This is a genomic window from Bradyrhizobium sp. USDA 3397 (genome assembly GCF_054060965.1).
Genome location: NZ_JBSSDS010000001.1, coordinates 270,849 through 295,654, shown reverse-complemented (window position 1 = coordinate 295,654; position 24,806 = coordinate 270,849). Strand labels below are relative to the sequence as shown.

Genomic DNA, 24,806 nt, shown 5'->3' with positions numbered 1-24,806 from the left:
CAAGTTCAGTTGGCAGTGTACACCAGCTCCCGCTCCCCGCGCGGCGGCAGGAATTCGCGCGAGAACACCTCCGCCGGCGTCGGCGCACGGGCGAGCTGATAGCCCTCGACCACGATGCCGATCGCGCGCGTCATCCGGTCGTCCTTGATGTCGCCGATGCCGATCTCCTTCATCTCCGGCGAGACGATCAGCTTCTCGAAGGAATATTGCAGCCGGCGCTTCTCCACCTCGGCGTTAATGAGGTTGTCGTAGTTCAGTGCCGCCTTCATGCCGGCATTCTGGTCCTTGGCGATCGCGATCGCACCCTTGTTGATGGCGCGCACCAGGCCCGCGACGGCCTTCGGATTCGAGGCGATCAGCTTGCGGGAGACCATCACGCCGTTGGAGTAGAGATCGAGGCCATATTCACCGAACGAAAACCATTTGAAGTCCTTGTCCGGATCCTGGCGGTTGAGCACCAGATTGAAATAGCTGGTGATGTTGAAGACGAGGGCCGCATCGATGTCGCCCTTGATCAGCATCGGCTCCTGCAGGTTCGGCGCCATGTTGGAGATCTTGATCTTCTCGCCGTCGAGCCCGTTCTTGCGGGTGAACACCGGCAACAAGCGCGTCGTCGGCGTGCCCTGCGCACCGCCGAGCGTGCGGCCCTCGAAATCCTTGATGGTGTTGATGCCGCTGCTCTTCTTGGCGACGATGGCGAACGGCGGCTGGTTCCACATCATGTAGACCATGACGGGCGCCTCCTGCGGCTTGGTCGAGGCGTTCTGGATGATGGCGTTGACGTCGCCGAAGCCGGCGTCATAGGCGCCGGACATCACACGCGTGACGGTGGCGCCGGAGCCCTCGCCCTGATCGATGACGACGTTGAGGCCTTCCTCCTTGAAGAAGCCGTTGTCCTTGGCATAGAAGAAGGCAGCGTCGCTGCCCTGGGTTTTCCAGCCCAGTGTGAACTTGATCGTGGTCTCCTGGGCGATTGCGGCCCCCGTGGACAGGGCCAATGCCAACAGCGCGGCAGTTACGTTTCTCAACATCGAGACCTCCTCAAGCTTCGTTGCGTGACGGTTGGAAAAATCAGGTGGCGATCACGTCGTTCTTGCGCGTGGCCCAGCCGGTGACCTGCCCTTCGATCAGCGAGAACACGACGTAGAGCGCGACACCGAGCCCGGCGAGCACGAACAAGCCGGCGAACACCAGCGGCACGTTAAAATTGGAGGACGCGGTCATCATGACGTTGCCGATGCCGCGGTTGGAGGCGACCGTCTCAGACAGCACCGCGCCGACGAAGGCGTAGGAGATCGCAACCTTCAGCGAAGCAAAGAAGAACGGCATGGTGCGCGGCAGACCAACATTCCAGAGGATGTCGAGCTTGCTGGCGCCGAGCGCCTTCAAGACGTCCTCAAGCTCGGGCTCGGTGGTAGCAAGGCCGGTCGCGATGTTGACCACGATCGGGAAGAAGCAGATCGACAGCGCAGTCAGCACCGCCGGCACCGTGCCGGAGCCGAACCACAGCACGAAGATCGGCACCACCGCGACCTTGGGGATCGAGGAGAAGCCGATCAGCAGCGGATAGCAGGTGTCGTAGGCCGTCTTCGACACGCCGATGATCGCGCCGAGGGCGACGCCGAGCGCGACGCCAAGCACGAAGCCGAGCATGGTGGTGGCCAGCGTCTGCACGATATGCGGCCACAGTACCGGGAAGCGCTGGACCAGCGTCACGAACACCTGCGAGGGTCGCGGCAGCACCAGGTCGGACATGCCGGACATTAGGCAGAACAGCTCCCAGGCGACGAAGAACAGCACGATCAGCCCCGCCGACCACGCTTTCTGCCTGACATCGATCCCGAACATCAGCCTGCCCCCTGATCAGCGGCGCTGCGCGCATCCTCGATGAAGGCGCGCAGCTTCTGGTTCAGCGCGACGAAATCCGGCTCGAACGTCATCGCGACCGTGCGCGGCCGCGCGAATTCGACGCGGCTGTCGTCGAGGATGCGGCCGGGGCGCGCGCTCATCACGCAGATGCGGCTGGCAAGGAAGCCCGCCTCGCGCAGATCGTGCGTCACCAGCAGCACGGTCGGCTTGTGCGTCATCCAGAGATTCTGGAGGATCGCCCATAGCTCCTCGCGGGTGAACTGGTCGAGGGCGCCAAAGGGCTCGTCGAGCAGCAGCATGCGCGGCTCGTGGATCAGCGCGCGGCAGAGATTGGCGCGCTGGAGCATGCCGCCGGAGAGCTGCCAGGGATAGCGATTGCCGAAGCCCTTGAGGCCGACCTGCTCCAGCAGGGCATTAGCCTTGTCGCGGAATTCGGTCTTGCGCAGCTTGCGGAACTTCGAGCGGAACGGCTCGACGATCTTCAGCGGCAGCATGATGTTCCGCTCGATCGTCATCCACGGCAGCATGGTCGGGTTCTGAAAGGCCATGCCGACCCGCATCGCCCGCGCCGCCACTTCGCGGCCGCCGACGATGACGACGCCGCTGGTCGGCTGCACCAGGCCGCTGACCAGCCGCAAAATGGTCGATTTGCCGCATCCGGATGGGCCGACCAATGCGACAAACTCGCCGTCGGCGATCTTGAGCGTGGTCTTCGACAAAGCAGGCACGGCGCGGTCGCCGCGCCCGAAGGTGACCGAGGCCTCGGACAGCTCGATGGCGGGCGTGGCCGAGCCTTCGGGAACGGGCTGGCCGTCGAATTGGGCGTTGGGTTGCATGCGCATCACAGGAAAAGTGCATGCAAGCTGGATGCCAGCGATCGAGCCCCGCGAAATCAATGGCCTAGCCGAAATCCGCGCCAAATCGCCGGATTCGATTTAGGCAGTCCGGAGGCCAAACTGCATGCAATTGGAGCGCTGAATCGACGCGAGCCTGTGCTAAAGAGAGATGTCACTCCCATGGGATTCGCCGATGGCGGCGCGCGCCAGTAGCAAGACTTCTGAATCGTCGGACAAGGTCAGCGTGATCTGCCGCGCGCTCCGGCGCGCCATCATCGAACAGGCGCTGGAGCCAGGCGCCAAGCTGCCGGAGGATGCGCTCGGCGAACGTTTCGGCGTCAGCCGCACCATCGCCCGCCATGCACTGGGCCAACTCGCCGCCGAAGGCCTAGTCGAGCTCCGCCGCAACCGGATCGCCGTAGTGGCGACGCCGAGCTGGCAGGAGGCGCGCGATGCCTTCGACATTCGCATCGAGCTCGAACGCCTCGTCGTGCGCCAGCTCGCGGGCAAGCTGACCAAGGCGCAGATCGCCGAGCTGAACGCCCATGTCGATGCCGAAGATCGCGCCCGCGACGGCACGGATGCGGTGTCGATCCGCCTCGCGACCGAATTCCACATCCTGCTCGCGCACATGACGAACAGCCCAATCCTGGTGCGCTATGTCAGCGAGGTCGCCTATCGCTGCTGCCTGACGCTGTCGCTTTACAGCCGGCCGCATTCCACCGAATGCGCCATCAACGAGCACCGCGCCATCATCGCAGCGCTGGCCAAGGGCGATGCGGCCAAGGTGATGGAATTGATGCATCATCACCTGGATTCGGTGGCCAATCGTGCGCTGGTCGCTCCCACTCCGCAGCGCGGCCGCGATCTGCTCGACATCCTCGCACCCTATGCGGACGAGGTGACGAGCAATCGGGTGATCAAGCTGCCGAAGCTGGCTCGACGGAGTTAGGCCTCGATGCCGCGCTGAACGAGAATGCGCTCGGCGCTATCGTTCCAGACGTCCATCTTCACGATCTGCCCGTCCCTCACGACAAAGCGATCGACATAGCGGTTGCCCTCGAACGGCGTGCCGTCCATCCACTCGCCATAGAGCGTGCCGACGCTGTAGACGACGGTCTCGTCCGCGCCCGGGCAGACGTCGAACCGGTCCATCTTCTTCTTGACCCAGCGATAGCGCTTCGCGTTGAAGCCGGTCGGCCCGCGCGGATGGTCGAACGCGCGCCCACCGGTGAACGTGATCACCGTGCCAGGCTTCATATAGGCCGCAGCGGCATCGGGATCCGGTATCATCGAAGCGGTGAGATAGGCTTCGACAATCTCGGCGTCGGTCATCGGGCTTTCGGCTTTTGCGGGAATAGACATCGCGGGATTCTCTTGGGACGTCGCTATTTTACAATCTGGGCCTCAAAGTGCATGCACATTTTTTAGACAATACGGCCTCAGCACTGCACACAATCTGGAGCTGCCCCCTCCCGCGGCTTCGGCTAGGCTGCTGCAGCTGAATCCAACGCCATGACCACCCAAGCCGCCTTCGACCTGGTCTTCCGCAACGCGCTGTTGCGCTCTTCCGCCGCACCCGTCGATATCGGCGTGAAGGACGGCCGCATAGCCGCGATCGCGCCGAAGTTGGCGTGCGAGGCCGCCGAGATCGAGGTCGGCGGCCTCCTCGCCCTCCCCGGCTTCGTCGACACCCACATCCATCTCGACAAGGCCTGCCTGCTCGGCCGCTGCGGCCACGATCACGGCAGCGTCTCGGAGGCGATCCGCGCCGTCGCCGCGATGAAGAAGGATTTCACGATCGAGGACGTCTACGCGCGCGGCGCCAGAGTGCTCGAACGCGCCATCGTCAACGGCACGACGCGCATGCGCACGCATGTCGAGATCGACCCTCGCATCGGCCTTCGCGGCTTCGAGGCGGTCAAGGCGCTGAAGCGCGATTACGCCTGGGCGATCGATCTCGAGCTCTGCGTCTTCCCGCAGGAAGGCCTCACCAATGATCCCGGAGCCGAGGAGCTGCTGGCCCAGGCGCTGCGCGAAGGCGGCGAGGTCATTGGCGGTTGTCCCTACATGGACACCGACCCGAACGCCCATCTCGCGCGCATCTTCGATCTCGCTGAGGAATTCGACATCGACGTCGATCTCCATCTCGATTTCGACCTCGATCCCTCCTGGTCGCATATCGACGAGGTCTGTCGCCAGACCGAGCAGCGCAGCTACAGCGGACGCGTCGCGATCGGCCATGCCACGAAACTGTCGGCCTTGCCCCCCGAACGGATGAAGGCGGCCACTGCGCAACTGGCAAGGTCAGGCGTTGCGGTCACCGTCCTGCCCGCGACCGATCTCTATCTGATGGGGCGCGAGGCCACGCACAACGCGCCGCGCGGGCTGACCCTCGCCCACAAGCTTGCCGGCGACGGCGTGCTCTGCTCGGTCGCGACCAACAACGTGCTCAATCCCTTCACGCCGTTCGGCGATGCCTCGCTGCTGCGGATGGCGAACTTCTATGCGAACGTCGCGCACGCCTCGGTCAGCGACTTCGACACCTGCCTGGACCTCGTGACCGGGCTGCCGGCCCGGCTGATGAACCTCGCCGACTACGGCATCGAGGTCGGCAATCCCGCCGATCTGATCGTGGTCGATACCAAGGACAGCCGATTCGCCATCGCCGAGCTGCCTGACGTCCTGATGGGCTTCAAGCGCGGCCAGCAGACATTTGCACGGCCGCGGCCGACCCTGTTCAAGAGCTGAGCGCGTTTCGCGGCCGATATTTCGGGCATCGCGCGCACGACCTGATCGGGCCGCGGGGCCACGGCAGTTCGATTTTACCGCCGGTCCGCGCCGACCCGAGTTCGGTAGAATCCCGGACCGTAGCTCAACGCATTGCGAGGCAGGCCGCGCCGTCGTAACTAGAACGTGCACTGACAATCTGCGTTCAGTGGGGAAGTATGAGTCTGTTCAGCGCATTCAGCAGCATCGATGATTCCGTCCACGCCCGAACGCCGACCGATACGGCGGTGAATCGGCTGGACGGCATCGGCCACGTTCTCTCGGGCCTCGACATCTCGGCCATCCAGACGCAGGCCGACGTGAACCGTACGCTCTGGACGCTCGATGCCGCTAGCAAGTGCGTTCGCGCCGTGCTGGCGGAGTTCCGCACCCAGCCGGCCACCGAGCAGCTCGTCCGTAAAGCCCGCAATCTGATCGACCTCATCGAACGCGCGCGTGACCAGGTCGGGAGCTTCGAATCCCGCGACCCGGTCCTGAGCTGACTATTTCGTCCGATTGATCTTCGCCAGGATCCGGTCCGCCTCGGTGCGCCAGTCCGCACTGCGGGCGAACTCCCCGCTGCCTCTCAACCCGAACTGCCCCTCATCGGCGAGATCGGCCATCCAGGCCTGCCGCTCGGCCGTGCCTTGCGCCGACCACGGCGTCAGGCCCGCCTCGCGCACGGTCTCGGCGACCTCCCGCACCTCTTCCGCCCGGCGGCGGCCGTGCTCGATCACGCGCTGGAAGCAATAGGCGCCCAGCTCCTCCCAATCGATGCCGGGGAACGTTTCCGCAAGCGACGCCAGCACCGCATCCTCGACGCCATAGGCACGCGCCGTCGTGAAGCTCTCGATGACCATGGCCTCAAGGCCCTTGATCATGATGCTGCGGCACATTTTGACGGCCGAGGACACGCCAAGCTTGTCACTGGCAACCTTGGCCGCGAAACCGATCGTATTCAGAAGCGGCTCGAGCTCCCTCGCGCCGGGTCCGCCGAGCAGCAAAGGCACCTTGATGCGATAAGGCGGCACCGAGGTCATCACCGCGCCCTCGACATAGCGCCCGGCGGCACCATCGATCAGCGCCGCCGCGCGCTGCTTGGCACCAGGAGAGGCCGAGTTGAAATCGAGAAACCAGGTGCCCTGATTGATCGCTGCCGCACAGGCCTTTGCGACCGGCACGGCCTGGCTCGCCGTGACGGCGGAGATGATGAAGTCGGACTTCGCGGCCAGCTCGGCGTGAGAAGTTGCAAGAGCGACACCGAATTTCGCCGCATGCCCTTGCAGCAACGCGCCCTGCTCGCCTCCGAGCTTGATGTCGTAGGCTGAGACCTTGATGTCCTGCTGGCGCAAATCCTCGGCCAAAATCCTGCCGACCTCGCCATAGCCGACCAACCCGATCTGCCAGCGCCTGGGATCACCTGCCATCAGTTCAGTCCTCGTGTCGTCTCGTCAAAGAGCTCATCGACCGAATAGCGGCGAGGGATCAGCGCCTGCTGGAATGCGTAGTCGATGATCAGCTCGAGCGGTTTTCTGTTGGCCTCGATCCCGTACGGAACGAGGTCCGGCGTTGCCGTCGGTCCCGTCTGCGCCTTGTTCCGCTTGAGCAGATCATAGACGCCGGCGACCACGTCGGGGCGCGATTTCGCCAGGCTCTCGGTCACGACCACGAGATGGTTGACCGGCACGACGCCGCGCCGCGAATACCATCGGGCGGCCTCCGCGGCCGGATCGGGAAACAGCGGCTTCAGCTTGGGATCATCGGAGGTTTCGCCGAGGACAGCATCGAGCTCGCCGTCGAGCAGCATCTGCAGGATCTTCTTGTCCTTCGGCGCGCGCTCGGTGGTGTCGACATATTCGGCCACATGCGGATTCTCGAAGGTGATCCAGCGAATCCTGTCGAGATCGACGCCGTAATCGTTGGCGAGGATACCCCTGATCCAAGCGCCCGTCGTGGTCGTGAAGGAGCGGATACCGACCCGCTTGCCTTCGAGATCGGTGGGCCCGAGCGTCCCATGCGCGGGATTATAGAGAGCGTAGGAATGCTGGAAGCGGCCGAGCATGGTCGCCGGCATCAGCACCAGCGGCTTGCCGTGCGCTTTCGCCATCAAATAGGTGACGATCGCCATCTCGCAGACGTCAAAGGCCTGCTCGCGCACCATCGGCTTGAACGCCGTGTTGGTCGGCGTGTATTCGATGAAATCGAGATCGAACAGGTCGGAACGGAGCGCCCCGCTCTTCACCGCCTGCACATGGTGGTGACTGCCGAGTACGACCTTCAGCTTGATGTTGCGGACCGGCTTCATGCCAGCTCGTCCGCAACCGTCGGAAACAGGCGCTGATAGGCCTCGCCATAGGTCATGGCAACGCCGGTGTTGCGGCTGCCCTGGATGCCGCGGTTGAGCGCGACGCGCTCGTAATAGCCCCAGAGATGCTTTTGCGCAGCGAGGATCTGGAACGCCTCGTATTTCTCCTTCCAGACCTCGTCGATCTTGAGGATCGTGTCCGGCTTGTAATTGCACTGCTCGGGCTGGTGCGGCTCGAACAGGAACACCGGCGGCGCCGAATATTTGTACTGCGCGCCGGGCTTGTGGCCCATGGCCTGCGCGACCACACGCGTCTCCTGCGCGAAATGCGCCGCGTTCGGATGGTCGAAATTATAGGGGTCTTCCAGCGCATGCGTCAGCACGAAGCTCGGATTTAGCTCGCGGTAGATGTCGACCATGCGGTCGAAATGCGCGTCGGTGAGCTTCAGCGGATAGTCACCGCAATCGAAGAACTCGATCTCGGCACCGAGCAGCTTGGCCGCCCGTTCCGCCTCGTCCTTGCGGCCGGCCTTGACCGATTCCAGCGTCGCGCCCTGCTCCTTCCAGGCGAACTGGCTCTCGCCGCGCTCGCCGAAGGACAGGCACACGATCTTCATCCGATAGCCCTTCTTCGCATGCAGTGCGATGGCGCCGCCGGCGCGCCAGACGAAATCGCCGGGATGGGCGGTGACGACGAGACCTGTTTTCATGGGCTACTCCTTTTCGTTCGTATGCATGCGTCCACAGCGCATGTCCGCGCAGCGTGCCGGGCGCGATGACGTCGTCACGCCTCGAACCCCAACAGGCGCGCGGGATTGTCGACCAAAATCTTCGTCTGCACCTCCGGCTCCGGCGCGAACAGCGGAATCAGATCGACGAGATCGCCGTCGTTCGGCATCACCTTGACGTTGGGATGCGGCCAGTCTGTGCCCCAGATGACACGATCCGGCGCGGTCTCGACGATCTTTCGCGCGAACGGCACCGCATCGGTGAACGGCGGACCGATAGAGGACACCCGCTCCGGGCCGCAGATTTTCACCCAGCACTTCTCGTCGCGCTGCATCAGCTCGATCAGTATCTTGAACGGCAGCTGGTCTAGCCCATCGGCCGCCTTCACCCGACCCATATGGTCGATGGTGTAAGTCAGCGGCAGCCTTGTGAGCATGTCGGCATATTCGGGCAGATCGATCGCATCGAAATGCAGGTCGACGTGCCAGCCGAGCGGTGCGACCATCGCGACGATGCGGTCGAACACGCGCTTGTCGGGTACGCCGCCGAGATGGCGGACGAAATTGAAGCGGCAGCCGCGAAAGCCGCCCTCGTGCAGGACGCGCAGGTCGCGCTCGGTGATGGCGCCATCGATATTGGCGACGGCCCGGTAGGCGCCATTGCTCTCAGCGATCGCATCGAGCGCCACCCTGTTGTCGGTGCCGTGCACGCTGGCATTGACAATGACGGCGCGCTCCACGCCGAGCTTGGCATGCAGGAAGCGAAAATCCTCCAGCGGTGCATCCGGCGGCGTGTAGGAGCGATCCGGCGCGTAAGGGTATTTCGCGCCGGGCCCGAAGATGTGGCAATGCGCGTCACACGACAGCTGCGGCAGCCTGAACTTCGGCGTGCGCGTGTTCGGGTCGGGCGGTGGGATGGTCGGCGTGTACATCATCGTCATGAGGTGAACCGCCGAAGCGAGATTTCTTGCTTCACGCCTTGCCGGCGACGACCGGCCGCCGCCGCGCCGGCGCGGCCTCATCCAGCGCCGGCGCCTGGAAGGCCGCGACGGTGGCCTGCACCAACTGCTCGATGGCGCAAGCGGCATCGCTGCCGTCGGCCTCGCCGCGCGACAGGCGCGACACGCGCTCCGGCGTCACCAGCGAATAATAGAGCGCGCCGAGCAGGAAATGGCTGCGCCAGACGATGTCCGTGCGCGGAATGTGCGGCAGGCTCTCGTGCACCGCGTCGATGAAGGCATGGCTGGTGTCGTCGAAGGTCTGCGCGATGATCTTTCGCGCGACCTCGTTGCCTTCCGCTGACATCACCGCGCGCAGCCGCGTGAAACGCGCCCCGCCACCGGCGAGATCGCTGCCCGAGGTGAAGGCCGGCACCACATAGGCGCGAACGATCGCCTCCAGCCGGTCCTGGAGATCGCGCACGCGCTTTGCGGCCGCGAGCAGCTCGGAACGGCGCAGATTCATCGGCCCGCAATGACGCCGGTAGATCTCCAGCAGCAAACCGTCCTTGGTCTTGAAATGATAGGTCACGCTGCCCGGATTTGCCCCGGCAGCTTGCGCAATGTCGCGCACCGATACGGCATTGAAGCCGTTGGTGGAGAACAGCTCCTCCGCGGCGGCGAGGATCGCCTCGCGCATGTTCGGCTTGCGGGCCGCTTCCTTGCTGGTGGGCTTGCGTACCATGAGATTTGTACTATCGTACAAAAGATCAGGTCTCGTCAACAAGAACGTGGTCATAGCGGGACGGCGCAGGCGCGTAAGCGCCGTTCAGTGACTGGCGCTCGCCCGCATCTTCTCCGGCGGTGCGGGACGCAGTCCGAGATCGCCCTCTCCGTCTCCCGACGGGATCAGGATGGCGCGGTCGCGCGGCAGCGCCTCCGGCATCTCGTCGCGGATGAAGGCGATGAGCTTCTCCCTGATCTCGCAGCGCAGGTCCCACGACTGCGGTGCGTTCCTGGCACTGACCAGCGCCCGAAGCTCGATGGTGCGCGAATCGGCATCGATCACCTGGAGATTCACCACCTCCCCGTCCCACAGCTTCGACTGCTTCACCGCCTCCTCCAGCCAGCGTCGGATGCGCGGGACGTCGGCGCGGTAGTCGACATGCAGCGCGACGACGCCGATGAGGGATGCGGTGTCGCGCGTCCAGTTCTGGAACGGCTTTTCGATGAAGTAGGACAGCGGCACCACCATGCGGCGCCAATCCCACAGCCGGATCACGACATAGGTCGAGGCGATGTCCTCGATCCAGCCCCATTCGTTTTCGATGATCACCGCATCCTCGATGCGGATCGGCTGGGTGATCGCGATCTGCAGGCCGGCGATCAGATTGCTCAGCAGCGGGCGCGCGGCAAGGCCGACGATGATGCCGGCAGCACCTGCGGAGGCGAATAGGCTGACTCCGTATTGCTTCACGGAGTCGAACGTCATCAGCGCGGCGGAGACCGTGATGATGACGATGATGGTGTCGGTGACGCGCTTGAACACGCGCACCTGCGTGACGTGCTTGCGCGCGACGAAATTTTCGGTGACATCGCGAAAATTCTGCAAGTAGCGCGCCGCGCTCATGTCGACGATCCGGATCGAGATCCAGCCGATCAGCGCGATAAAGGCCACGACGAACAGCCGCGTCAGGGGGGTGCGGATCGTATCGTCGAGCGGCGCCAGCGGCAGCACCATTGCGACGGCGGCAAGGCAAAGCGCCATTTGCGCGGGGCCCGAGGTGCGCTCGATGAACACGCTCAAGAGCGGAAGCCGCGTTCCGAAAGCGCGGTTGAGCAGCCATGTGGCGACCCGGTAGGCGAGCAGGGCAAGAAGGATCGCGCCGGCAACCAGGGTGAGGCCGATGAACCATGACGGTATCCAGCCGAACATCCTGTCGATATCGGCCGTCAGAGCCTGCCAATCCATGGATCATCCCCATCATTGCATTCACGCAACCCGCACAACGCATCCCGGCCGGCTTCGCTCCCCCGCCCCGTGCAATGCAGCATCCCGCAGGTGCAACCGTCGCTGAGCTGCGCTAGGCTTGTCGCCATGACTCGACGAACCGGCAGCGCCGATCTTCCTCTTCATACCGGGCGGGTTCCGCCCTGGCTGGCAAGTCGCATGTCCTCGCTCGGGGCGATCGTCACCCAGGCGATCGTGCATCATTACGGCCGCGACGCGTTTCTGCAGCGCTTGTCGCATCCATTCTGGTTCCAGTCGTTTGGCGCCGTGATGGGAATGGACTGGCACTCCTCCGGCATCACCACCTCGGTGATCGGCGCGCTGAAGCGCGGGCTCGGACCGCTCCAGGACGAGCTCGGGATCTACGTCTGTGGCGGTCGCGGTCAGCATTCGCGCAAGACGCCGGACGAGCTGTTGCAGCTCGGCGACCGCGTCGGATTCGACGGCGTCAAGCTGACCAGGGCCAGCCGTCTGGTCGCCAAGGTCGACAGCGCCGCGGTCCAGGACGGCTTTGACCTTTACCTGCACGGCTTCTTCGTCACCACTGACGGCAAATGGACGGTGGTGCAGCAGGGCATGAACGGCGACAAGCGGCAGGCGCGGCGCTATCACTGGCACTCCGAGGCGCTGAAAAGCTTTGTCGATACGCCGCACAGCGCAATCGACGGGCCGCAGCAGGGGGAGATCGTCAATCTCACCGATCATCGCGCCGATCTGTCTCGGACGGCACAGCTCGAGCTGCTCTCCGACCTCGGCCCGGATCGCATCGTCTCCGAATTCGAGCGGCTCACGGGGACCTCGTCCACGCCGGCGCAAGGCATGCTGCCGCATCTGATCATGCCTGCGCATCATGATGTGCGGCCCAAGGACGTGTTCGCGCGCCGCTTGCACGGTACGCTCGCCGCTGCAGCCGAACGCGGCCCGGTGGATTTTCCGGAGCTGCTGCTGACGCCGGGCGTCGGCGCGCGCACGGTGCGCTCGCTGGCGATGGTCGCCGAGGTCGTGCACGGCGCGCCCTATCGCTTCACCGACCCCGCCCGTTTCTCGCTCGCCCATGGCGGCAAGGACCGGCATCCCTACCCCGTTCCGATCAAGGTCTATGACGAGACCATCCGGGTGCTGAAGGGCGCGATCCGAAGCGCGAAGCTCGGACGCGACGAGGAGATGCAGGCGATCAAGCGCCTCGACGACCAGGCACGGCGGTTGGAGCGGACCGCGCGCGGCCCCTCAGTCGATGCTTTCATCGCCGGCGAACGTGCAGCCTCGCCGGAGCTCGACGGCCGTTCGGTGTTCGGCTGGGAGCGTGACCTTGCGCCCACAAAAAAGCGGACCGGCTGAACACCGGTCCGCAAGTTGGCGGAACGAACGCCCTCTCAGGTCTCGTCGGCCTCCGGCTTCTCATCGAGCCGGTTTGCTGCGTGGTCCTGATATTGTTCGGTCTGGATGGACTTGCCGTCCATGCCGCGAATGTCCGAATGCTGTTTCTTATCTCGGTTGGACAGGACCATGTTGTCGCCGATCATCTCCTTCGGCACGTCGGTCAATGCGCCGGTGCCGTCGCCCTTGCCATGCATGCCCGATCTGAAGTGCGTCTTGCTGCCATGCCCACCAGGCATCAGTCTCTCCTCTCTTCCGATGATTTAGTGCTTCTGTTGTGCCGCCGTCGGTTTGGGCGGCTTGTGGCCGCTCTGACCGGGATCGTTGTGCTTGTTGTGATCACTCTCCTGGTTGAGACCGCCGCGGCTCACTGGAAACTCGCTGTGACGAGCTTCGGGGTTGGCACGATGGACGCGCGTGTCTTGCGGGTTATGACCAGCGGCCTGTTCAAGTTCTCGCGCATCCGGAACATCGGGCTTCCGCTCGAGGATGCGCACTTGCTGTTCGTGAGTCTTCTTGCCCTGCATTGTGGGCCTCCAAATCTTACCGGCCTCTTCGGGGCGAACCGCTCCGCGCGACATCCTTGTCGATACCGCCACCGACGTTCACGTCGTTCTCGACGTCGCCCTCGATCGTGTTCTCGCCCAGGACGTCTTCGAGGTCGTCAGGCGAAACGCCTGCCCTGTTCGCGCCCTTGGACCCGCCGATCAGGGGGTTGTCATGCAGATCCTTTTCGGTCGGCGCGTACAACTTGGGTTGCTTGTTGGTCATGTCACCTGCCTCCGCCCTTTCCGGCCTCGTCGTGCGTGTGATGGGAATCGCGCTCGCCACCGCCGCCGGAAACCCGGCTGTGGCTGCGCTGCGGATCGTCCGCCGGCGGCTTCTTCACCTGAAGCGGTGCCTTCGCGTTCTCATGCGAGGCGCCGGGTCCGCCCTGTCGAATGCTGTTCGGTGTCTTCGTGGATGTCGACATGAATGTCGTCCTCCTCAGCGATCTTGCTGATAGCCTTGGTTGGTCGTGTTCTGCTTGATGTTGCCCTGCTGTCCCTGCTGATCCGGATTCTGTACGCGCTCCTGACCGTGTGGCATCTGATCGGCGGACATTTGCTTGCGATCGCCGGTTCCCTTGCGGCTCTGATTGTCCGGTGGAACAGGTGGCATCTTGCTGGCCATGATCTGGTCTCCCGTTAAGACGTCGATCTGCGACATGCGCCTCAAGGAACTCCCCTCCGCGTCATGTCGGGATGACAACAGCACGAACGGCACACCGTTCCTGGCCGATCACAACAGGCAAAGATTTTCCGAAAGGGCGCCGTCGACGTCAGTTCGTCGCGATGAGGGAACGATCGCCCCTCGTTCCGCTGCGTGCAGTCGTCTCTGTTCCGCGGCCCTCTGCCGTGACGGGAAGCTTCGCGATCGCGCGCAAGCCCGGCCGCCTGCGCCAGCGGATTTCAGCGGCATCAACGGCAAGACTCAATTTCGGCCAACGCACGAACAGCGCCTCCAGCGCACAGGCCGCCTCGATGCGCGCGAGCTGATGGCCGAGACAGAAGTGGATTCCCGTGCCGAACGAAATATGGCGGTTCGGCTTGCGTTCGAGATCGAGGGTCTCGGGACGATCATGTACCGCGGGATCCATGTTCGCAGCGGCGAGCATCACCATGACGCGATCGCCCTTCTTCAGGCGCACGCCCTCGACCTCGACATCGCGCCGCACGTAGCGCGGCTTGGAGAATTGCACCGGTGAGACGAAGCGCAGGAACTCCTCGACGGCGAGCCCGACACGGCTCCAATCCTGTTCCAGCCAATCGCGCAGCTCGGGATTCCTGAGCAGCTCGTAGACGGAACCGCTGATGAGATGGGTGGTGGTTTCCGATCCCGCCCCGAGCAACAGAAACACCATGGAAACCATTTCATCCGGCGTGATCTGGCCGCCTTCACGCTCGACCTGAACCAGTTCGGCGATCAGGCCCTCGCCGCCCTGGACACGCGCGATCTGCAACTGCTGCTCGAGGTAGGCGCGCATCTTGCGCACCGCGAACAGCAGGGACAAGAAGCTGACGGCATTCGTCAGCGAGGTCATCGCGTTCGCCCAGGCGATGAACTTTGGACGGTCTGCCAGCGGCAGGCCGAGCAGCTCCGAGATCACCGCGAGCGGCAGGATGCGCGCGTAGCGCTCGACCAGATCCGCCGGACATTCCTCCGCAAACAGCTCGTCGGCGAGACCGTCAGCGATGGCCCGGATGCGCGGCTCCATTGCGACGATCGCGCGGCGGCGAAACGCTTCGTCCACGATGCTGCGCAGCCGCGTGTGATCCGGCTCGTCCATCGTCAGCATGTTGTTGGCGATGGTCCTGACGAACCTCGGCATCCACCAGCGCAAGCCCGCGATATCGCCATCCTCCTTGCGCAACGTGAAGGTCGCGCCGTCCTTCAGGACCTGCGCGGTGGCGTCATGGGTCGTGGTGATCCAGACATTGCCGATGATGGGAAACCGCGTCGCAACCACGGGTGCGGACATGCGCAATTTCGCGATCGCCTTGGGCGGATCGCGAAAGAAGGCCTCGCTGGTGAAATCGAGGCGCACTGTCATGGGATCACCGGAACGATTGGTGGCGTATCACCGAGATGGTGCGCGACGCAGCCGGCGCAAGAGTGCGTCTGCTCGTCGGCCGCAGGCGTGGCGAGCCGCGGCTATCCGCGCCCGGAGGAGCGCTGGCCGGTCTTGCGCTGCTGTTGGGTGTAGGCGTCCCAATGGCTCCAGCTGCCATTGCTGAGGCTATGCAGGTCCGTTGCAAGTGGACGGCGCGTACGTTTGTCGTGATCGGCGATCGCGCGCTCCGACTGCGCGATCTTGCGTTTGAGTTCCGCGATCGTCTTCTGGCCGTTACGCTTCGAGGTGGCGATCTCGCCCATCGTGAAGCGCGCGGTCTCCAGCGCCTTCAGCTCGGCGCGGTTTTTCTTCAATTGAACCCGGTGCCAGGCGATGTTGCTGTCGCTGTCCGCAACCATGTGGGAACTCCGCTGATTCGGTCCCACATAGTATCGTGCGCCGAATCGGCGCCGCAACGCCCCGGCGGTGGCGAAAATGCGATCTTCTCGCGCAGAAATTCCGGATCTGGAGCCCCGCAACGGGGTTCTAGATTCTTATTTGGGCGCGTTTTCTTGGCGCGAACCGGTATCCACTTCGCTCAGAAACGCTTCAGCGCTCGGCGAACGCCTTCTCGACCACGAACTGGGCCGGCTCGCCGTGATTGCCCTCGACGAAGCCGCGCTCGCCCAAGAGGACGCGGGTGTCCGCCACCAGCGCCGGGCTGCCGCAGATCATGACGCGGTCGTGGGCGGCTTCCAGCACCGGCAGGCCGATATCGGCGAAGAGCTTGCCTGAGGTGATGAGGTCGGTGATGCGGCCGCGGTTGCGGAAGGGATCGCGCGTCACGGTCGGGTAGTAGATCAGCTGGTTCTGGATGTACTCGCCGAGCAATTCGTCCTTCGGCAGATGCTCGGTGATCATCTCGCCATAGGCGAGTTCCTTGACTTGCCGGCAGCCGTGCAGCAGCACCACCTTCTCGAACCGCTCATAGGTCTCGGGATCCTTGATCACGCTCAGGAACGGCGCAAGGCCCGTGCCCGTGCCGATGAGGTAGAGGTTGCGCCCCTCTTCGAGATTGTCGATCACCAGCGTGCCAGTGGCCTTGCGACTGACGATGATTTCGTCGCCTTCCTTCAAGTGCTGGAGGCGCGAAGTCAGCGGTCCATCAGGCACCTTGATCGAGAAGAACTCCAGCGTGTCCTCGTAATTAGCGCTGGCGACGCTGTAGGCCCGCAGCAGCGGCTTCTCGCCCACCTTGAGCCCGATCATGGTGAATTCGCCGTTACGGAAGCGGAAGGTCGGGCTGCGGGTGGTCTTGAAGGAGAACAGCGTGTCCGTCCAGTGGTGGACGCTCAAAACGCTTTCCTGATTGAAATTGCTCATCTCACCTTCCCTGTCGCGTCGATTGCGGTTCCGAGGCCGGCAGCTATGCGTCGTTTGTACACGATCATTCGTATACCAATGAATAATCCGGCTTGATCCCGCGGTCAAGGCTGCCCAAGATCGGAAGCGTTGCAGTTAGGAATAAGGAGCCCTTCCATGGCGCATGACGCACCCCAGGCCACCGGACCCTCGAAGCTGGTGATCCGCAATATCGGCCTGATCCTGTCCGGCGCTTTGGAAAAGCCGATTCTGGACGGCGACACCATCGTCGCCGAGAACGGCAAGATCAGCGCGATCGGCCGCTTCAAGGACGTCAACACCGAAGGCGCCACCACCATCGTCGACGCCAACGGCACCACAGTGGCGCCGGGCCTGATCGACAGCCACGTCCACCCTGTCGCCGGCGACTGGACGCCGCGGCAGAACCAGATCAACTGGATCGACAGCTATCTGCACGGCGGCGTCACCACCATGATCTCCGCCGGCGAGGTGCACATGCCCGGCCGTCCCCGCGACGTCGTCGGCCTCAAGGCCATGGCCGTGTTCGCCCAGCGCGCATTCTGGACCTTGCGCCCCGGCGGCGTGAAGGTTCACGCCGGCGCGCCGGTGATCGAATGCGAGATGGTGGAAGAAGACTTCAAGGAGATGGCCGCCAACGGCGTCAAGCTGCTCGGCGAGGTCGGCCTCGGCGGCGTCAAGGACGGCCCGACCGCGCGGAAAATGGTCGGCTGGGCGCGCAAATACGGCATCCAGAGCACCATCCACACCGGCGGCCCGTCGATCCCCGGCTCCGGCCTGATCGACAAGGACGTGGTGCTGGAGGCCGACACCGACGTGGTCGGCCACATCAACGGCGGCCACACCGCCCTGCCCGACGACCAGATCCGCTGCATCTGCGAGGGCTGCAAGCGCGGCCTCGAGCTCGTGCACAACGGCAATGAGCGCTCGGCCCTGTTCACGCTGCGCACCGCGCGCGAGATGGGCGACCTGCACCGCGTCATCCTCGGCACCGACGCGCCCGCCGGCTCCGGCGTGCAGCCGCTCGGCATTCTGCGCATGGTCTCGATGCTGTCTTCGCTCGGCGAGTTGCCGGCCGAGATCGCGTTCTGCCTTGCCACCGGCAACACCGCCCGGATGCGCCAGCTCGACTGCGGCCTGATCGAGGTCGGCCGCTCCGCCGACTTCGTCATCATGGACAAGGCCCAGCACTCGCCTGGCAAGAACATCCTGGAGAGCGTCCAACTCGGTGACCTGCCCGGCATCGGCATGACCATCATCGATGGCATCGTCCGCACCCAGCGCAGCCGCAACACGCCGCCGGCCGGCAAGGTGCCGGAGGTGGTGGCGAAGTGATGCAGCCGGAGCGGCCCGCCGCTCCGCATTGTCCCTCGAAGGCATTGAACAAGTCGCAAGCCTGTTGCGTCTAACGCGGGCAGCCCTCGGCGGCGGCAGTTCATTGTTCGACCATCGAGGCAGACATGAAGGACCAATCACGGATAGCCGTGGGCGTCGCTGGCGCGGTGGCGGGCTATATCGCGATCTTTGTGCTGTTTTCTCTGCTCGATTTCGGCAACCGTGCGGACCCGATCACATCGGGTCTGCTGGGACTGTTCGTCTACTCGCCCATGGGCGCGATCGCCGGCGCGGTTCTCGCCAATTGTCTCGTGACGCGTCCAGGCAAAGATACAGGGCAGGACGCAGGCATCGGCGGTGTCACGCGGAACAGCTTGAAGTCGCTCGGCATCGTCGCCCTGCTCTGCACCGCCGGCCTCGGCGCCTACATTGCGTACGCATACGCGACCGCAACGCCCTGGCTCAACCGCAACGGCGCCAATCCCCTGCTCGTGTTCGAGGTGCGCTTTCCGGCAGGGGTTACAGTGCCGACATCGGCGCAGGGCATCACCATCGAATTGCAAACCGACATCAACACCATGCCGGGCGAAGTCAGTCCGGCCGCATTCTATCGCGACGGCGACCAAGCCGTTATCGCCGGCGAAGTCGAGCTGGCGTTTCGAACCTCGCACCGGCAGCTCGCCATCAACATCCAGGGCCAGCCGAGCCGGATCTATCCGATCGATTTGACGGCCCGGGCGCCGCATACGCCGGAATTTGGAACGTGGCGGCGGCTTGGTGACGGCAGCGAAATCCGCTACCGCGCCAAATGGCCGGGAAAGACGTAAGAGATCAGCGCTTCTTCGCAATCTCACAGCGCACATAGGTCTGGCGCTTGGCCCGCCCAACCGGCCCGTTGTCCATCACCAGCCTGCCATCCGTAGCGATGGAGACGCGAGGATTGGAGCGAAATTTTTCGCCCTCGCCTTCGCAGGCCAGCTTCATTTTCCAGCCGAGCCTTCCGTCGGCCGTGATCTCGCTGGCGCGGCACCGCGTCTCGTACCAGTAGAGGCGATTGCCGCCCTCGATGCTCATGCGGTTGGGACTGTCCTCATCGCGACAGTCCTTTTTGGTCGAGGCCCAGAAGCCTTCGTAAGGCTGCGCCGCCAAGGCGGGAACGCATTGGCCGGCGAGCACGACACCAAGACTCAAGACAACCGCAAAGCGCGTCGCAACTCTCATGACCAAAACCTCGATAAACCCTTCATCAAGGTTAGTCGCCAGTTCCTGCACCTTGTTCAACTGCCGTAGGGTGGGCAAAAGGCGCGAAGTGCCGTGCCCACCAATCTTGCCGTTAAACGAAGGATGGTGGGCACGCTTCGCTTTGCCCACCCTACGGCACCTTCATCGAAGCTTGTTGAGCAGCATCATCAGCGTCTCGCGCTCTTTCGCCTCGAGCGGCGCCAGCGTCTCGCGGGTGATCGCCAGCGCGTTCGGCGCGAGTTTTTCGGCAAGCTGCTGTCCGGCGCGGGTCAGGCTCACCAGCAGGCGGCGGCCGTCCTCGGGATCCTGGCTCGTCTCGGTGAGGCCGCGCGCGGTGAGACGATCGATCACGCCCTTGATGGTCGCGACGTCCATCGCCGTCAGGCGCCCGAGCTGGTTCTGCGAGCACGGGCCGGTCTCGGCCAGTTTCGACAGCGCCGCCCATTGCGTCGGCGTCAGGTTGGTGCCGATGTCGCGGGCGAAGATCGAGCTGTGGCGCTGCCAGACCTGGCGCAGGATGAAGCCGACCTGTTCGTCGAGCACGTAAGGCGGCTTGTTAAGCGCTTTGGCCGGTTTGACGCTCTTCTTTGCCGCGACGCTTCTCGCCATCCGTCTCCCGCCCTTCCCCTTGCCTCACAACGACAGATGCGCGTCACGGATATCCGGGCGCGCGTCGAGCTCGGCCATGGTGCCGCCGAAGCAGATGCGGCCGCGCTCGATGATGTAGGCGCGATCCGAAATCAGCCGCGCGAAATGCAGATTTTGCTCGGAGACGACGATGCTGACGCCTTCCTTCTTCATGGTCAGGATGGCATCAACCATCTGCTCCACGATCTTCGGCGACAGGCCCTCCGACGGCTCGTCCAGCAGCACCAGCGAGGGATTGCCCATCAGCGTGCGCGCGATGGTGAGCATCTGTTGCTCGCCGCCGCTCATTCGTCCGCCCGGGCGGTTCTTCATTTCGCCCAGGTTTGGAAACAGCGCGAACAGCTTTTCGCGCGTCCAGTGCGGCGCGTTCGGACGCTTCGGCTGGCGGCCGACTTCGAGGTTTTCCTCGACGGTCAGGTCCGTGAAGATGCGCCGCTCCTCCGGCACGTAGCCGAGACCACCGCGCACGATCTCGTGTGTCGGCTTCGACGAGACGTCCTTGCCCTCGAACGTGATGCGGCCGGAGCGCTGCGCGACGAGGCCGACGATCGAGCGGAACGTCGTCGACTTGCCGGCGCCGTTGCGTCCCAGCAGTGCCACGACCTCGCCCTCGCCGACCTCGAAGCCGATGTCGAACAGGATATGCGCCGGACCATAATGGCTGTTGAGGTCCTGCACCGTGAGCTTCATGTGGAGGCTCCCTCGCGGTGGCGGGAATCGTAGACCAGGCCCTCGCCGAGATAGACCGCCTGCACCTGGGGATTGCCGCGCACTTCCGCCGGCGAGCCCTCCGCGATCAACGTCCCGCGGTTGAGTACGAGGATGCGGTCGGCATGCTCGAACACCACGTCCATGTCGTGCTCGGTGAAGAGCACGCCGATGGATTTTTCCCGGGCAATGCGCGCGGTCAGCCGCATCAATTCGACGCGCTCCCGCGGTGCCATTCCGGCCGTCGGCTCGTCCATCAGCAGCAGCTTGGGCTGGTTGGCGAGCGCAACCGCAAGCTCGAGCCGCTTGAGATCGCCATAGGCAAGCTCGCCGCAGGGCCGGTCCGCATAGCCGCCCATGCCGACCAGCTCGAGCAGGCGGCCGGCCTCGGCGCGGTCGAACTTCGGCGCCGAGCCGAATAGGTTGAACAGCTGCTTGCCGTGCGAGATCAGCGCAACCTGCACGTTCTCGCGCACGGTCATGGTGGCGAAGGTCGCGGTGATCTGGAATGTGCGTCCGACCCCGAGCCGCCAGACCTCACGCGGCTTCCGGCCCGTAATTTCCTCGCCGAGGAGGCGAACGTGCCCGCTGTCAGGCATGTTCTGGCCGTTGAGCATGTCGAAGCAGGTGCTCTTTCCCGCGCCGTTCGGCCCGATCAGCGCCAGGATCTCGCCGGCCCGCAGCGAGAACGAGACGCCGCGCACGGCATGGATGCCGCCATAGGATTTGGTCAGGCCTTCGACCGCGAGAAGTGGAGGTGCGACGCTCATTCGGCAGACTCGATCGGCTTGGCAAGCAAAGGTGATCCCGGCGGCGATGCTTTCTTGCGGCGCTGCGCCAGCATCTCCAGCGTGCCGACGATGCCCTTGGGGAAGACGACGACGATCAGCATGATGAAGCCGCCGAGCACGAGCTTCGACAGATCGGTCTGGCTCACCAGCCAGATGTTCAAAGCCTTGTAGACGATGGCGCCGATCACCGCGCCCGAGACCGTCTCGACGCCGCCGAGCAGCACCATGACCAGCGCGTCGACCGAGAGCGAAATGCCGAGATTGTCGGGGAAGACGCTGCCCTTCAGGTAGGCGAACAAGGCGCCGCCGATGCCGGCGGTCGTGCCGGCGATCACGAACGCGGTCCACTGGATGCGCTTGGCATCGATGCCGATGGCTTCACTGCGCAGAACCGAGTCGCGCGTCGCACGAAGCGCGTAGCCGAACGGCGAGAACACCATGGCCCGCAGCGCGACGGTCACCAGCGCCGCGACGCCGAGCGAAAGCCAATAGAAGCGCGACGGACTTGCCGCCCAGCTCGATGGCCAGAGGCCGAGAATGCCGTTGTCGCCGCCGGTCACGTCCACCCACTGGAACGCGATCGACCAGACGATCTGCGCGAAGGCGAGCGTCAGCATCGCGAAATAGACGCCGGAGAGCTGCACCGCGAAGAAGCCGAACACGGCCGCGCCCATGCAGCCGAGCAGCGGCCCGAGCAGCAGGCAGACGATCATCGGCAGTCCCGCCATCTTGGCGAGGAAGGCGATGCCATAGGCGCCGAGCCCGAAATAGGCGGCGTGCCCGAACGATGCGAGGCCGCCGACCGACATCAGGAAGTGCAGGCTGACGGCGAAGATCACGAAGATCGCGATCTCCGAGCCCACGGTCAGCAGATAATTGCCGGCGAACAGCGGCAGCATCGCTGCGACGATCAGCGCCGCAAGCGCCATCAGCCGCTCGTTCGACGTCAGCGGACGCCAGGGATTGACGGTGAGGCCCGGCGTCTTGCGCGCGGCCGCCTCCGGCTTGCCGAACAGGCCCCAGGGACGCACGATCAGCACCACCGCCATCACCAGGAAGACCAGGATGATGGAGATCTTCGGGAAGATCAGAATGCCGAAGGCATTCAGCTCGGAGACCAGCACCGCCGCGACGAAAGCGCCGACGATGCTGCCGAGGCCGCCGATCACGACCACGACGAAGACCTCGACGATGATCCGCAGATCCATCGCGTGGTGCACGGCATCGCGCGGGATCTGGAGCGCGCCGCCGAGCGCTGCGAGGAAGACGCCGACGGCGAACACGCTCGTGAACAGCCACTTTTGGTTGACGCCGAGCGCAGCCACCATGTCGCGGTCCTGCGTCGCCGCGCGCACCAAGACGCCCCAGCGCGTGCGCTGGAACAGCAGCCAGAGAATGCCGAGCACGACGGGACCAAGGACGATCAGGAACAGATCGTAGCTCGGAATGTTCTGGCCGAAAAAGTCGATCGCGCCCCTGAAGCCCGGTGCGCGGCGGCCGACGAGATCGTCGGGCCCCCAGATCAGCACGACGAGATCCTCGACCATCAAGGTCAGGCCGAACGTCGCGAGCAGCTGAAACAGCTCGGGCGCATGATAGATGCGCCGGAGCAGCACCATCTCGACGATGACGCCGATCAGCGCCACCGCGAAAGCTGCCAGCACGATGCCGCCCCAGAAGCCGAACGCGCCGGACAGGCGCTCGGTCAACGTGAAGGCGATGTAGGCGCCGATCATGTAGAAGGCGCCATGCGCGAAATTCACGATCCGGGTCACGCCGAAGATGATCGACAGGCCCGAGGCCACCAGGAACAGCGACGCTGCGCTGGCGAGACCGGTCAGAAACTGTACGACGTAAAAGGCCATCTTCGGTCCGGGTTAGGTTTGAAGTCACCTCTCCCCGCTCTTGCGGGGAGAGGTCGAATTGCGGAGCAATTCGGGTGAGGGGCTCTCTCCACCAGCGCGGGGCGTGGAGAGAGCCCCTCACCCCAGCCCTCTCCCCGCGAAGAGCGGGGCGAGGGAGAAAGAACTCAATCCTTCGGCCGCAGCTTCGCGACTTCGGCATCGCTCGGCAGATAGTCCGCGCCCTTCTTGTAGGACGAATCCACCATCACGCCCTTGCCGTCCTTCAGGGCGGTCTTGCCGACGAAGGCACCGAGCGTCGACTGGTGGTCGATCTTGCGGAAGGTGATCTCGCCGAACGGCGAGGGCATCGACAGCCCCTCCGCCGCCGCGATCATCTTCTCCGGATCGGTCGAGCCTGCCTTGGCAAGGATCGCCGCTGCCGCCTTGATCGTCTGATAGCCGACGATCGAGCCGAGACGCGGATAATCGTTGTACTTGGCCTGGTAAGCCTTCAGGAACGCATCATGCTCGGGCGTCTTGATCGAGTACCAGGGATAGCCGGTGACGATCCAGCCCTCGGGCGTCTCGTCCTTGAGCGGGTCGAGATATTCCGGCTCGCCGGTCAGGAAGGAAACAACCTCGCGTCCTTTGAACAGGCCGCGGGTATTGCCTTCGCGCACGAGCTTGACAAGGTCGGCCCCGAACGTGACGTTGAGGATCGCTTCCGGATTTGCCGCGGCAACCGCCTGCACCACCGGGCCGGCGTCGATCTTGCCCTGCGGCGGCCATTGCTCGTCGACCCATTGGATGTCGGGGCGCTTCTCCGACATCAGCTTCTTGAACACCGCGACCGCCGACTGGCCATATTCGTAGTTCGGCGCAATCGTCGCCCAGCGTTTCGCCGGCAGCTTGCTGGCAGCTTCCACCAGCATCGCCGCCTGCATGTAGTTGGAGGGACGCAGGCGGAACGTGTACTTGTTGCCCTTGGACCAGGTGATGGCGTCCGTGAGCGGCTCGGCCGCGAGGAAGAACACCTTCTTCTGGTTGGCGAAGTCAGAGACCGCGAGACCGATGTTCGACAGGAAAGTGCCGGCGAGCATCGCGACGCCCTCGCTCGAGACGAGCTCGTTGGCCGCGGTCTGCGCGTCCGCAGGCTTGCCGCCGTCGTCTTTGGAGATGACGACGAGCTTCTTGCCGTTGATGCCGCCGGCCGCGTTGACTTCCTCGACCGCAAGCTGCCAGCCCTTGCGATAGGGCTCGGTGAAGGCCGGCAGCAGCGAATAGCTGTTGATCTCGCCGATCTTGATGTCCTGCGCCAGGGCCGAATGAGCCATGCCGCCTGCCAGAAGCGCGAAGGCCGCGCCGACGATAGTATTTCTTGCTCGCATCCCAACCTCCAGTTTGAACTCGC

30 protein-coding genes are annotated in these 24,806 nt (G+C 64.3%); 6 read left to right on the top strand and 24 right to left on the bottom strand.

The window, feature by feature from the left end; genetic code table 11:
• Window positions 1-5: 5 nt before the first annotated feature.
• From ACVWYQ_RS01300 to ACVWYQ_RS01290, 3 genes are read right to left on the bottom strand one after another with little or no spacing between them, the layout of a single operon-like run.
• On the bottom strand, window positions 6-1,031 hold the full coding sequence (locus ACVWYQ_RS01300) for an ABC transporter substrate-binding protein (RefSeq protein WP_275500122.1): 1,026 nt from the start codon (window positions 1,029-1,031) through the stop codon (window positions 6-8).
• Between the two features lie 40 nt (window positions 1,032-1,071).
• Complete coding sequence (locus ACVWYQ_RS01295) at window positions 1,072-1,848, bottom strand: ABC transporter permease (protein WP_157282278.1); 777 nt, start codon at window positions 1,846-1,848, stop codon at window positions 1,072-1,074.
• Window positions 1,848-2,705, bottom strand: a complete 858-nt coding sequence (locus tag ACVWYQ_RS01290; protein ID WP_271547185.1) for an ABC transporter ATP-binding protein — start codon at window positions 2,703-2,705, stop codon at window positions 1,848-1,850. Before ACVWYQ_RS01290 ends, ACVWYQ_RS01295 begins: the two co-directional genes overlap by 1 nt.
• 193 nt (window positions 2,706-2,898) lie before the next feature.
• Here ACVWYQ_RS01290 and ACVWYQ_RS01285 point away from each other — a divergent pair, with 193 nt between their 5' ends.
• Window positions 2,899-3,657, top strand: a complete 759-nt coding sequence (locus ACVWYQ_RS01285) for a GntR family transcriptional regulator (protein ID WP_157282280.1) — start codon at window positions 2,899-2,901, stop codon at window positions 3,655-3,657.
• Here ACVWYQ_RS01285 and ACVWYQ_RS01280 read toward each other — a convergent pair.
• Window positions 3,654-4,070 (bottom strand): nuclear transport factor 2 family protein, encoded by a 417-nt coding sequence (locus tag ACVWYQ_RS01280; RefSeq protein WP_157282281.1) that lies wholly within the window; start codon window positions 4,068-4,070, stop codon window positions 3,654-3,656. The genes ACVWYQ_RS01285 and ACVWYQ_RS01280 overlap by 4 nt on opposite strands.
• Window positions 4,071-4,220: 150 nt before the next feature.
• Here ACVWYQ_RS01280 and ACVWYQ_RS01275 point away from each other — a divergent pair, with 150 nt between their 5' ends.
• Both ACVWYQ_RS01275 and ACVWYQ_RS01270 read left to right on the top strand, forming a co-directional pair.
• Complete coding sequence (locus tag ACVWYQ_RS01275) at window positions 4,221-5,456, top strand: amidohydrolase family protein (protein ID WP_456725356.1); 1,236 nt, start codon at window positions 4,221-4,223, stop codon at window positions 5,454-5,456.
• A gap of 197 nt (window positions 5,457-5,653) precedes the next feature.
• Window positions 5,654-5,977, top strand: coding sequence for a hypothetical protein (locus ACVWYQ_RS01270; protein WP_271547187.1), 324 nt, complete (start codon window positions 5,654-5,656; stop codon window positions 5,975-5,977).
• Here the strand turns inward: ACVWYQ_RS01270 and ACVWYQ_RS01265 are convergent, their stop codons facing one another.
• The 6 genes from ACVWYQ_RS01265 to ACVWYQ_RS01240 form a co-directional block, all read right to left on the bottom strand.
• Entirely contained in the window at window positions 5,978-6,901 is a 924-nt protein-coding gene (locus ACVWYQ_RS01265) for a DUF1932 domain-containing protein (protein ID WP_404541766.1), read from the bottom strand.
• Entirely contained in the window at window positions 6,901-7,779 is an 879-nt protein-coding gene (locus ACVWYQ_RS01260) for a substrate-binding domain-containing protein (RefSeq protein WP_271547189.1), read from the bottom strand. Before ACVWYQ_RS01260 ends, ACVWYQ_RS01265 begins: the two co-directional genes overlap by 1 nt.
• Window positions 7,776-8,489 (bottom strand): PIG-L deacetylase family protein, encoded by a 714-nt coding sequence (locus ACVWYQ_RS01255; protein ID WP_271547190.1) that lies wholly within the window; start codon window positions 8,487-8,489, stop codon window positions 7,776-7,778. Before ACVWYQ_RS01255 ends, ACVWYQ_RS01260 begins: the two co-directional genes overlap by 4 nt.
• A gap of 74 nt (window positions 8,490-8,563) precedes the next feature.
• Window positions 8,564-9,448, bottom strand: coding sequence for an amidohydrolase family protein (locus tag ACVWYQ_RS01250; RefSeq protein WP_271547191.1), 885 nt, complete (start codon window positions 9,446-9,448; stop codon window positions 8,564-8,566).
• A gap of 31 nt (window positions 9,449-9,479) precedes the next feature.
• Complete coding sequence (locus ACVWYQ_RS01245) at window positions 9,480-10,190, bottom strand: TetR/AcrR family transcriptional regulator (protein ID WP_271547192.1); 711 nt, start codon at window positions 10,188-10,190, stop codon at window positions 9,480-9,482.
• Between the two features lie 84 nt (window positions 10,191-10,274).
• Window positions 10,275-11,417, bottom strand: coding sequence for a mechanosensitive ion channel family protein (locus ACVWYQ_RS01240; RefSeq protein WP_128262252.1), 1,143 nt, complete (start codon window positions 11,415-11,417; stop codon window positions 10,275-10,277).
• 126 nt (window positions 11,418-11,543) lie between these two features.
• On the opposite strand from ACVWYQ_RS01240, the gene ACVWYQ_RS01235 reads away from it, so the two are divergent.
• A complete protein-coding gene (locus ACVWYQ_RS01235; RefSeq protein WP_271547193.1) occupies window positions 11,544-12,794 on the top strand; it encodes a DUF763 domain-containing protein in 1,251 nt (416 codons plus the stop codon).
• 35 nt (window positions 12,795-12,829) lie between these two features.
• Here ACVWYQ_RS01235 and ACVWYQ_RS01230 read toward each other — a convergent pair whose 3' ends face one another.
• The 8 genes from ACVWYQ_RS01230 to ACVWYQ_RS01195 form a co-directional block, all read right to left on the bottom strand.
• Window positions 12,830-13,072, bottom strand: coding sequence for a hypothetical protein (locus ACVWYQ_RS01230; RefSeq protein ID WP_036001316.1), 243 nt, complete (start codon window positions 13,070-13,072; stop codon window positions 12,830-12,832).
• Window positions 13,073-13,096: 24 nt separating this feature from the next.
• Complete coding sequence (locus tag ACVWYQ_RS01225) at window positions 13,097-13,360, bottom strand: hypothetical protein (RefSeq protein WP_036022354.1); 264 nt, start codon at window positions 13,358-13,360, stop codon at window positions 13,097-13,099.
• A gap of 16 nt (window positions 13,361-13,376) precedes the next feature.
• A complete protein-coding gene (locus ACVWYQ_RS01220) occupies window positions 13,377-13,604 on the bottom strand; it encodes a hypothetical protein (RefSeq protein ID WP_271547194.1) in 228 nt (75 codons plus the stop codon).
• A 1-nt stretch (window position 13,605) separates the two neighbouring features.
• Window positions 13,606-13,806 carry a hypothetical protein gene (locus tag ACVWYQ_RS01215; protein ID WP_036001325.1) on the bottom strand — a complete coding sequence of 67 codons (201 nt, stop codon included), beginning with the start codon at window positions 13,804-13,806 and terminating at the stop codon, window positions 13,606-13,608.
• Between the two features lie 14 nt (window positions 13,807-13,820).
• Window positions 13,821-14,006 (bottom strand): hypothetical protein, encoded by a 186-nt coding sequence (locus ACVWYQ_RS01210; protein ID WP_036001413.1) that lies wholly within the window; start codon window positions 14,004-14,006, stop codon window positions 13,821-13,823.
• A gap of 148 nt (window positions 14,007-14,154) precedes the next feature.
• A complete protein-coding gene (locus ACVWYQ_RS01205; RefSeq protein ID WP_456725355.1) occupies window positions 14,155-15,426 on the bottom strand; it encodes a cytochrome P450 in 1,272 nt (423 codons plus the stop codon).
• A gap of 101 nt (window positions 15,427-15,527) precedes the next feature.
• On the bottom strand, window positions 15,528-15,845 hold the full coding sequence (locus ACVWYQ_RS01200; protein ID WP_456725354.1) for a hypothetical protein: 318 nt from the start codon (window positions 15,843-15,845) through the stop codon (window positions 15,528-15,530).
• Between the two features lie 190 nt (window positions 15,846-16,035).
• The gene (locus ACVWYQ_RS01195) at window positions 16,036-16,809 is read right to left on the bottom strand and encodes a ferredoxin--NADP reductase (RefSeq protein WP_157282289.1); all 774 of its coding nucleotides are present in this window, start codon (window positions 16,807-16,809) and stop codon (window positions 16,036-16,038) included.
• A 156-nt stretch (window positions 16,810-16,965) separates the two neighbouring features.
• Between ACVWYQ_RS01195 and ACVWYQ_RS01190 the strand changes: the two genes are divergently transcribed.
• Window positions 16,966-18,162, top strand: a complete 1,197-nt coding sequence (locus tag ACVWYQ_RS01190; protein ID WP_157282290.1) for an amidohydrolase family protein — start codon at window positions 16,966-16,968, stop codon at window positions 18,160-18,162.
• Between the two features lie 125 nt (window positions 18,163-18,287).
• Window positions 18,288-18,989 (top strand): hypothetical protein, encoded by a 702-nt coding sequence (locus tag ACVWYQ_RS01185; RefSeq protein ID WP_404541773.1) that lies wholly within the window; start codon window positions 18,288-18,290, stop codon window positions 18,987-18,989.
• Window positions 18,990-18,993: 4 nt separating this feature from the next.
• Here ACVWYQ_RS01185 and ACVWYQ_RS01180 read toward each other — a convergent pair whose 3' ends face one another.
• The 6 genes from ACVWYQ_RS01180 to ACVWYQ_RS01155 all read right to left on the bottom strand — a co-directional run bounded on the left by ACVWYQ_RS01180 (window position 18,994) and on the right by ACVWYQ_RS01155 (window position 24,783).
• A complete protein-coding gene (locus tag ACVWYQ_RS01180) occupies window positions 18,994-19,383 on the bottom strand; it encodes a hypothetical protein (RefSeq protein ID WP_404546246.1) in 390 nt (129 codons plus the stop codon).
• Window positions 19,384-19,545: 162 nt separating this feature from the next.
• Window positions 19,546-20,013, bottom strand: a complete 468-nt coding sequence (locus ACVWYQ_RS01175) for a MarR family winged helix-turn-helix transcriptional regulator (RefSeq protein ID WP_157282292.1) — start codon at window positions 20,011-20,013, stop codon at window positions 19,546-19,548.
• 24 nt (window positions 20,014-20,037) lie between these two features.
• A complete protein-coding gene (locus tag ACVWYQ_RS01170; RefSeq protein ID WP_036034395.1) occupies window positions 20,038-20,742 on the bottom strand; it encodes an ABC transporter ATP-binding protein in 705 nt (234 codons plus the stop codon).
• A complete protein-coding gene (locus ACVWYQ_RS01165; RefSeq protein ID WP_275500159.1) occupies window positions 20,739-21,530 on the bottom strand; it encodes an ABC transporter ATP-binding protein in 792 nt (263 codons plus the stop codon). The genes ACVWYQ_RS01170 and ACVWYQ_RS01165 overlap by 4 nt, the downstream gene beginning before the upstream one ends.
• On the bottom strand, window positions 21,527-23,416 hold the full coding sequence (locus tag ACVWYQ_RS01160; RefSeq protein ID WP_057028848.1) for an ABC transporter permease: 1,890 nt from the start codon (window positions 23,414-23,416) through the stop codon (window positions 21,527-21,529). The genes ACVWYQ_RS01165 and ACVWYQ_RS01160 overlap by 4 nt, the downstream gene beginning before the upstream one ends.
• Before the next feature lie 164 nt (window positions 23,417-23,580).
• Window positions 23,581-24,783, bottom strand: coding sequence for an ABC transporter substrate-binding protein (locus tag ACVWYQ_RS01155; RefSeq protein ID WP_157282295.1), 1,203 nt, complete (start codon window positions 24,781-24,783; stop codon window positions 23,581-23,583).
• Between the last annotated feature and the right edge of the window lie 23 nt (window positions 24,784-24,806).

Excerpts from the sequence above, each read along its gene's own strand:
- ACVWYQ_RS01300 (WP_275500122.1), bottom strand. The coding sequence starts at position 1,031 with ATGTTGAGAAACGTAACTGCCGCGCTGTTGGCATTGGCCCTGTCCACG.
- ACVWYQ_RS01295 (WP_157282278.1), bottom strand. The coding sequence starts at position 1,848 with ATGTTCGGGATCGATGTCAGGCAGAAAGCGTGGTCGGCGGGGCTGATC.
- ACVWYQ_RS01290 (WP_271547185.1), bottom strand. The coding sequence starts at position 2,705 with ATGCAACCCAACGCCCAATTCGACGGCCAGCCCGTTCCCGAAGGCTCG.
- ACVWYQ_RS01285 (WP_157282280.1), top strand. The coding sequence starts at position 2,899 with ATGGCGGCGCGCGCCAGTAGCAAGACTTCTGAATCGTCGGACAAGGTC.
- ACVWYQ_RS01280 (WP_157282281.1), bottom strand. The coding sequence starts at position 4,070 with ATGTCTATTCCCGCAAAAGCCGAAAGCCCGATGACCGACGCCGAGATT.
- ACVWYQ_RS01275 (WP_456725356.1), top strand. The coding sequence starts at position 4,221 with ATGACCACCCAAGCCGCCTTCGACCTGGTCTTCCGCAACGCGCTGTTG.
- ACVWYQ_RS01270 (WP_271547187.1), top strand. The coding sequence starts at position 5,654 with ATGAGTCTGTTCAGCGCATTCAGCAGCATCGATGATTCCGTCCACGCC.
- ACVWYQ_RS01265 (WP_404541766.1), bottom strand. The coding sequence starts at position 6,901 with ATGGCAGGTGATCCCAGGCGCTGGCAGATCGGGTTGGTCGGCTATGGC.
- ACVWYQ_RS01260 (WP_271547189.1), bottom strand. The coding sequence starts at position 7,779 with ATGAAGCCGGTCCGCAACATCAAGCTGAAGGTCGTACTCGGCAGTCAC.
- ACVWYQ_RS01255 (WP_271547190.1), bottom strand. The coding sequence starts at position 8,489 with ATGAAAACAGGTCTCGTCGTCACCGCCCATCCCGGCGATTTCGTCTGG.
- ACVWYQ_RS01250 (WP_271547191.1), bottom strand. The coding sequence starts at position 9,448 with ATGACGATGATGTACACGCCGACCATCCCACCGCCCGACCCGAACACG.
- ACVWYQ_RS01245 (WP_271547192.1), bottom strand. The coding sequence starts at position 10,190 with ATGGTACGCAAGCCCACCAGCAAGGAAGCGGCCCGCAAGCCGAACATG.
- ACVWYQ_RS01240 (WP_128262252.1), bottom strand. The coding sequence starts at position 11,417 with ATGGATTGGCAGGCTCTGACGGCCGATATCGACAGGATGTTCGGCTGG.
- ACVWYQ_RS01235 (WP_271547193.1), top strand. The coding sequence starts at position 11,544 with ATGACTCGACGAACCGGCAGCGCCGATCTTCCTCTTCATACCGGGCGG.
- ACVWYQ_RS01230 (WP_036001316.1), bottom strand. The coding sequence starts at position 13,072 with ATGCCTGGTGGGCATGGCAGCAAGACGCACTTCAGATCGGGCATGCAT.
- ACVWYQ_RS01225 (WP_036022354.1), bottom strand. The coding sequence starts at position 13,360 with ATGCAGGGCAAGAAGACTCACGAACAGCAAGTGCGCATCCTCGAGCGG.
- ACVWYQ_RS01220 (WP_271547194.1), bottom strand. The coding sequence starts at position 13,604 with ATGACCAACAAGCAACCCAAGTTGTACGCGCCGACCGAAAAGGATCTG.
- ACVWYQ_RS01215 (WP_036001325.1), bottom strand. The coding sequence starts at position 13,806 with ATGTCGACATCCACGAAGACACCGAACAGCATTCGACAGGGCGGACCC.
- ACVWYQ_RS01210 (WP_036001413.1), bottom strand. The coding sequence starts at position 14,006 with ATGGCCAGCAAGATGCCACCTGTTCCACCGGACAATCAGAGCCGCAAG.
- ACVWYQ_RS01205 (WP_456725355.1), bottom strand. The coding sequence starts at position 15,426 with ATGACAGTGCGCCTCGATTTCACCAGCGAGGCCTTCTTTCGCGATCCG.
- ACVWYQ_RS01200 (WP_456725354.1), bottom strand. The coding sequence starts at position 15,845 with ATGGTTGCGGACAGCGACAGCAACATCGCCTGGCACCGGGTTCAATTG.
- ACVWYQ_RS01195 (WP_157282289.1), bottom strand. The coding sequence starts at position 16,809 with ATGAGCAATTTCAATCAGGAAAGCGTTTTGAGCGTCCACCACTGGACG.
- ACVWYQ_RS01190 (WP_157282290.1), top strand. The coding sequence starts at position 16,966 with ATGGCGCATGACGCACCCCAGGCCACCGGACCCTCGAAGCTGGTGATC.
- ACVWYQ_RS01185 (WP_404541773.1), top strand. The coding sequence starts at position 18,288 with ATGAAGGACCAATCACGGATAGCCGTGGGCGTCGCTGGCGCGGTGGCG.
- ACVWYQ_RS01180 (WP_404546246.1), bottom strand. The coding sequence starts at position 19,383 with ATGAGAGTTGCGACGCGCTTTGCGGTTGTCTTGAGTCTTGGTGTCGTG.
- ACVWYQ_RS01175 (WP_157282292.1), bottom strand. The coding sequence starts at position 20,013 with ATGGCGAGAAGCGTCGCGGCAAAGAAGAGCGTCAAACCGGCCAAAGCG.
- ACVWYQ_RS01170 (WP_036034395.1), bottom strand. The coding sequence starts at position 20,742 with ATGAAGCTCACGGTGCAGGACCTCAACAGCCATTATGGTCCGGCGCAT.
- ACVWYQ_RS01165 (WP_275500159.1), bottom strand. The coding sequence starts at position 21,530 with ATGAGCGTCGCACCTCCACTTCTCGCGGTCGAAGGCCTGACCAAATCC.
- ACVWYQ_RS01160 (WP_057028848.1), bottom strand. The coding sequence starts at position 23,416 with ATGGCCTTTTACGTCGTACAGTTTCTGACCGGTCTCGCCAGCGCAGCG.
- ACVWYQ_RS01155 (WP_157282295.1), bottom strand. The coding sequence starts at position 24,783 with ATGCGAGCAAGAAATACTATCGTCGGCGCGGCCTTCGCGCTTCTGGCA.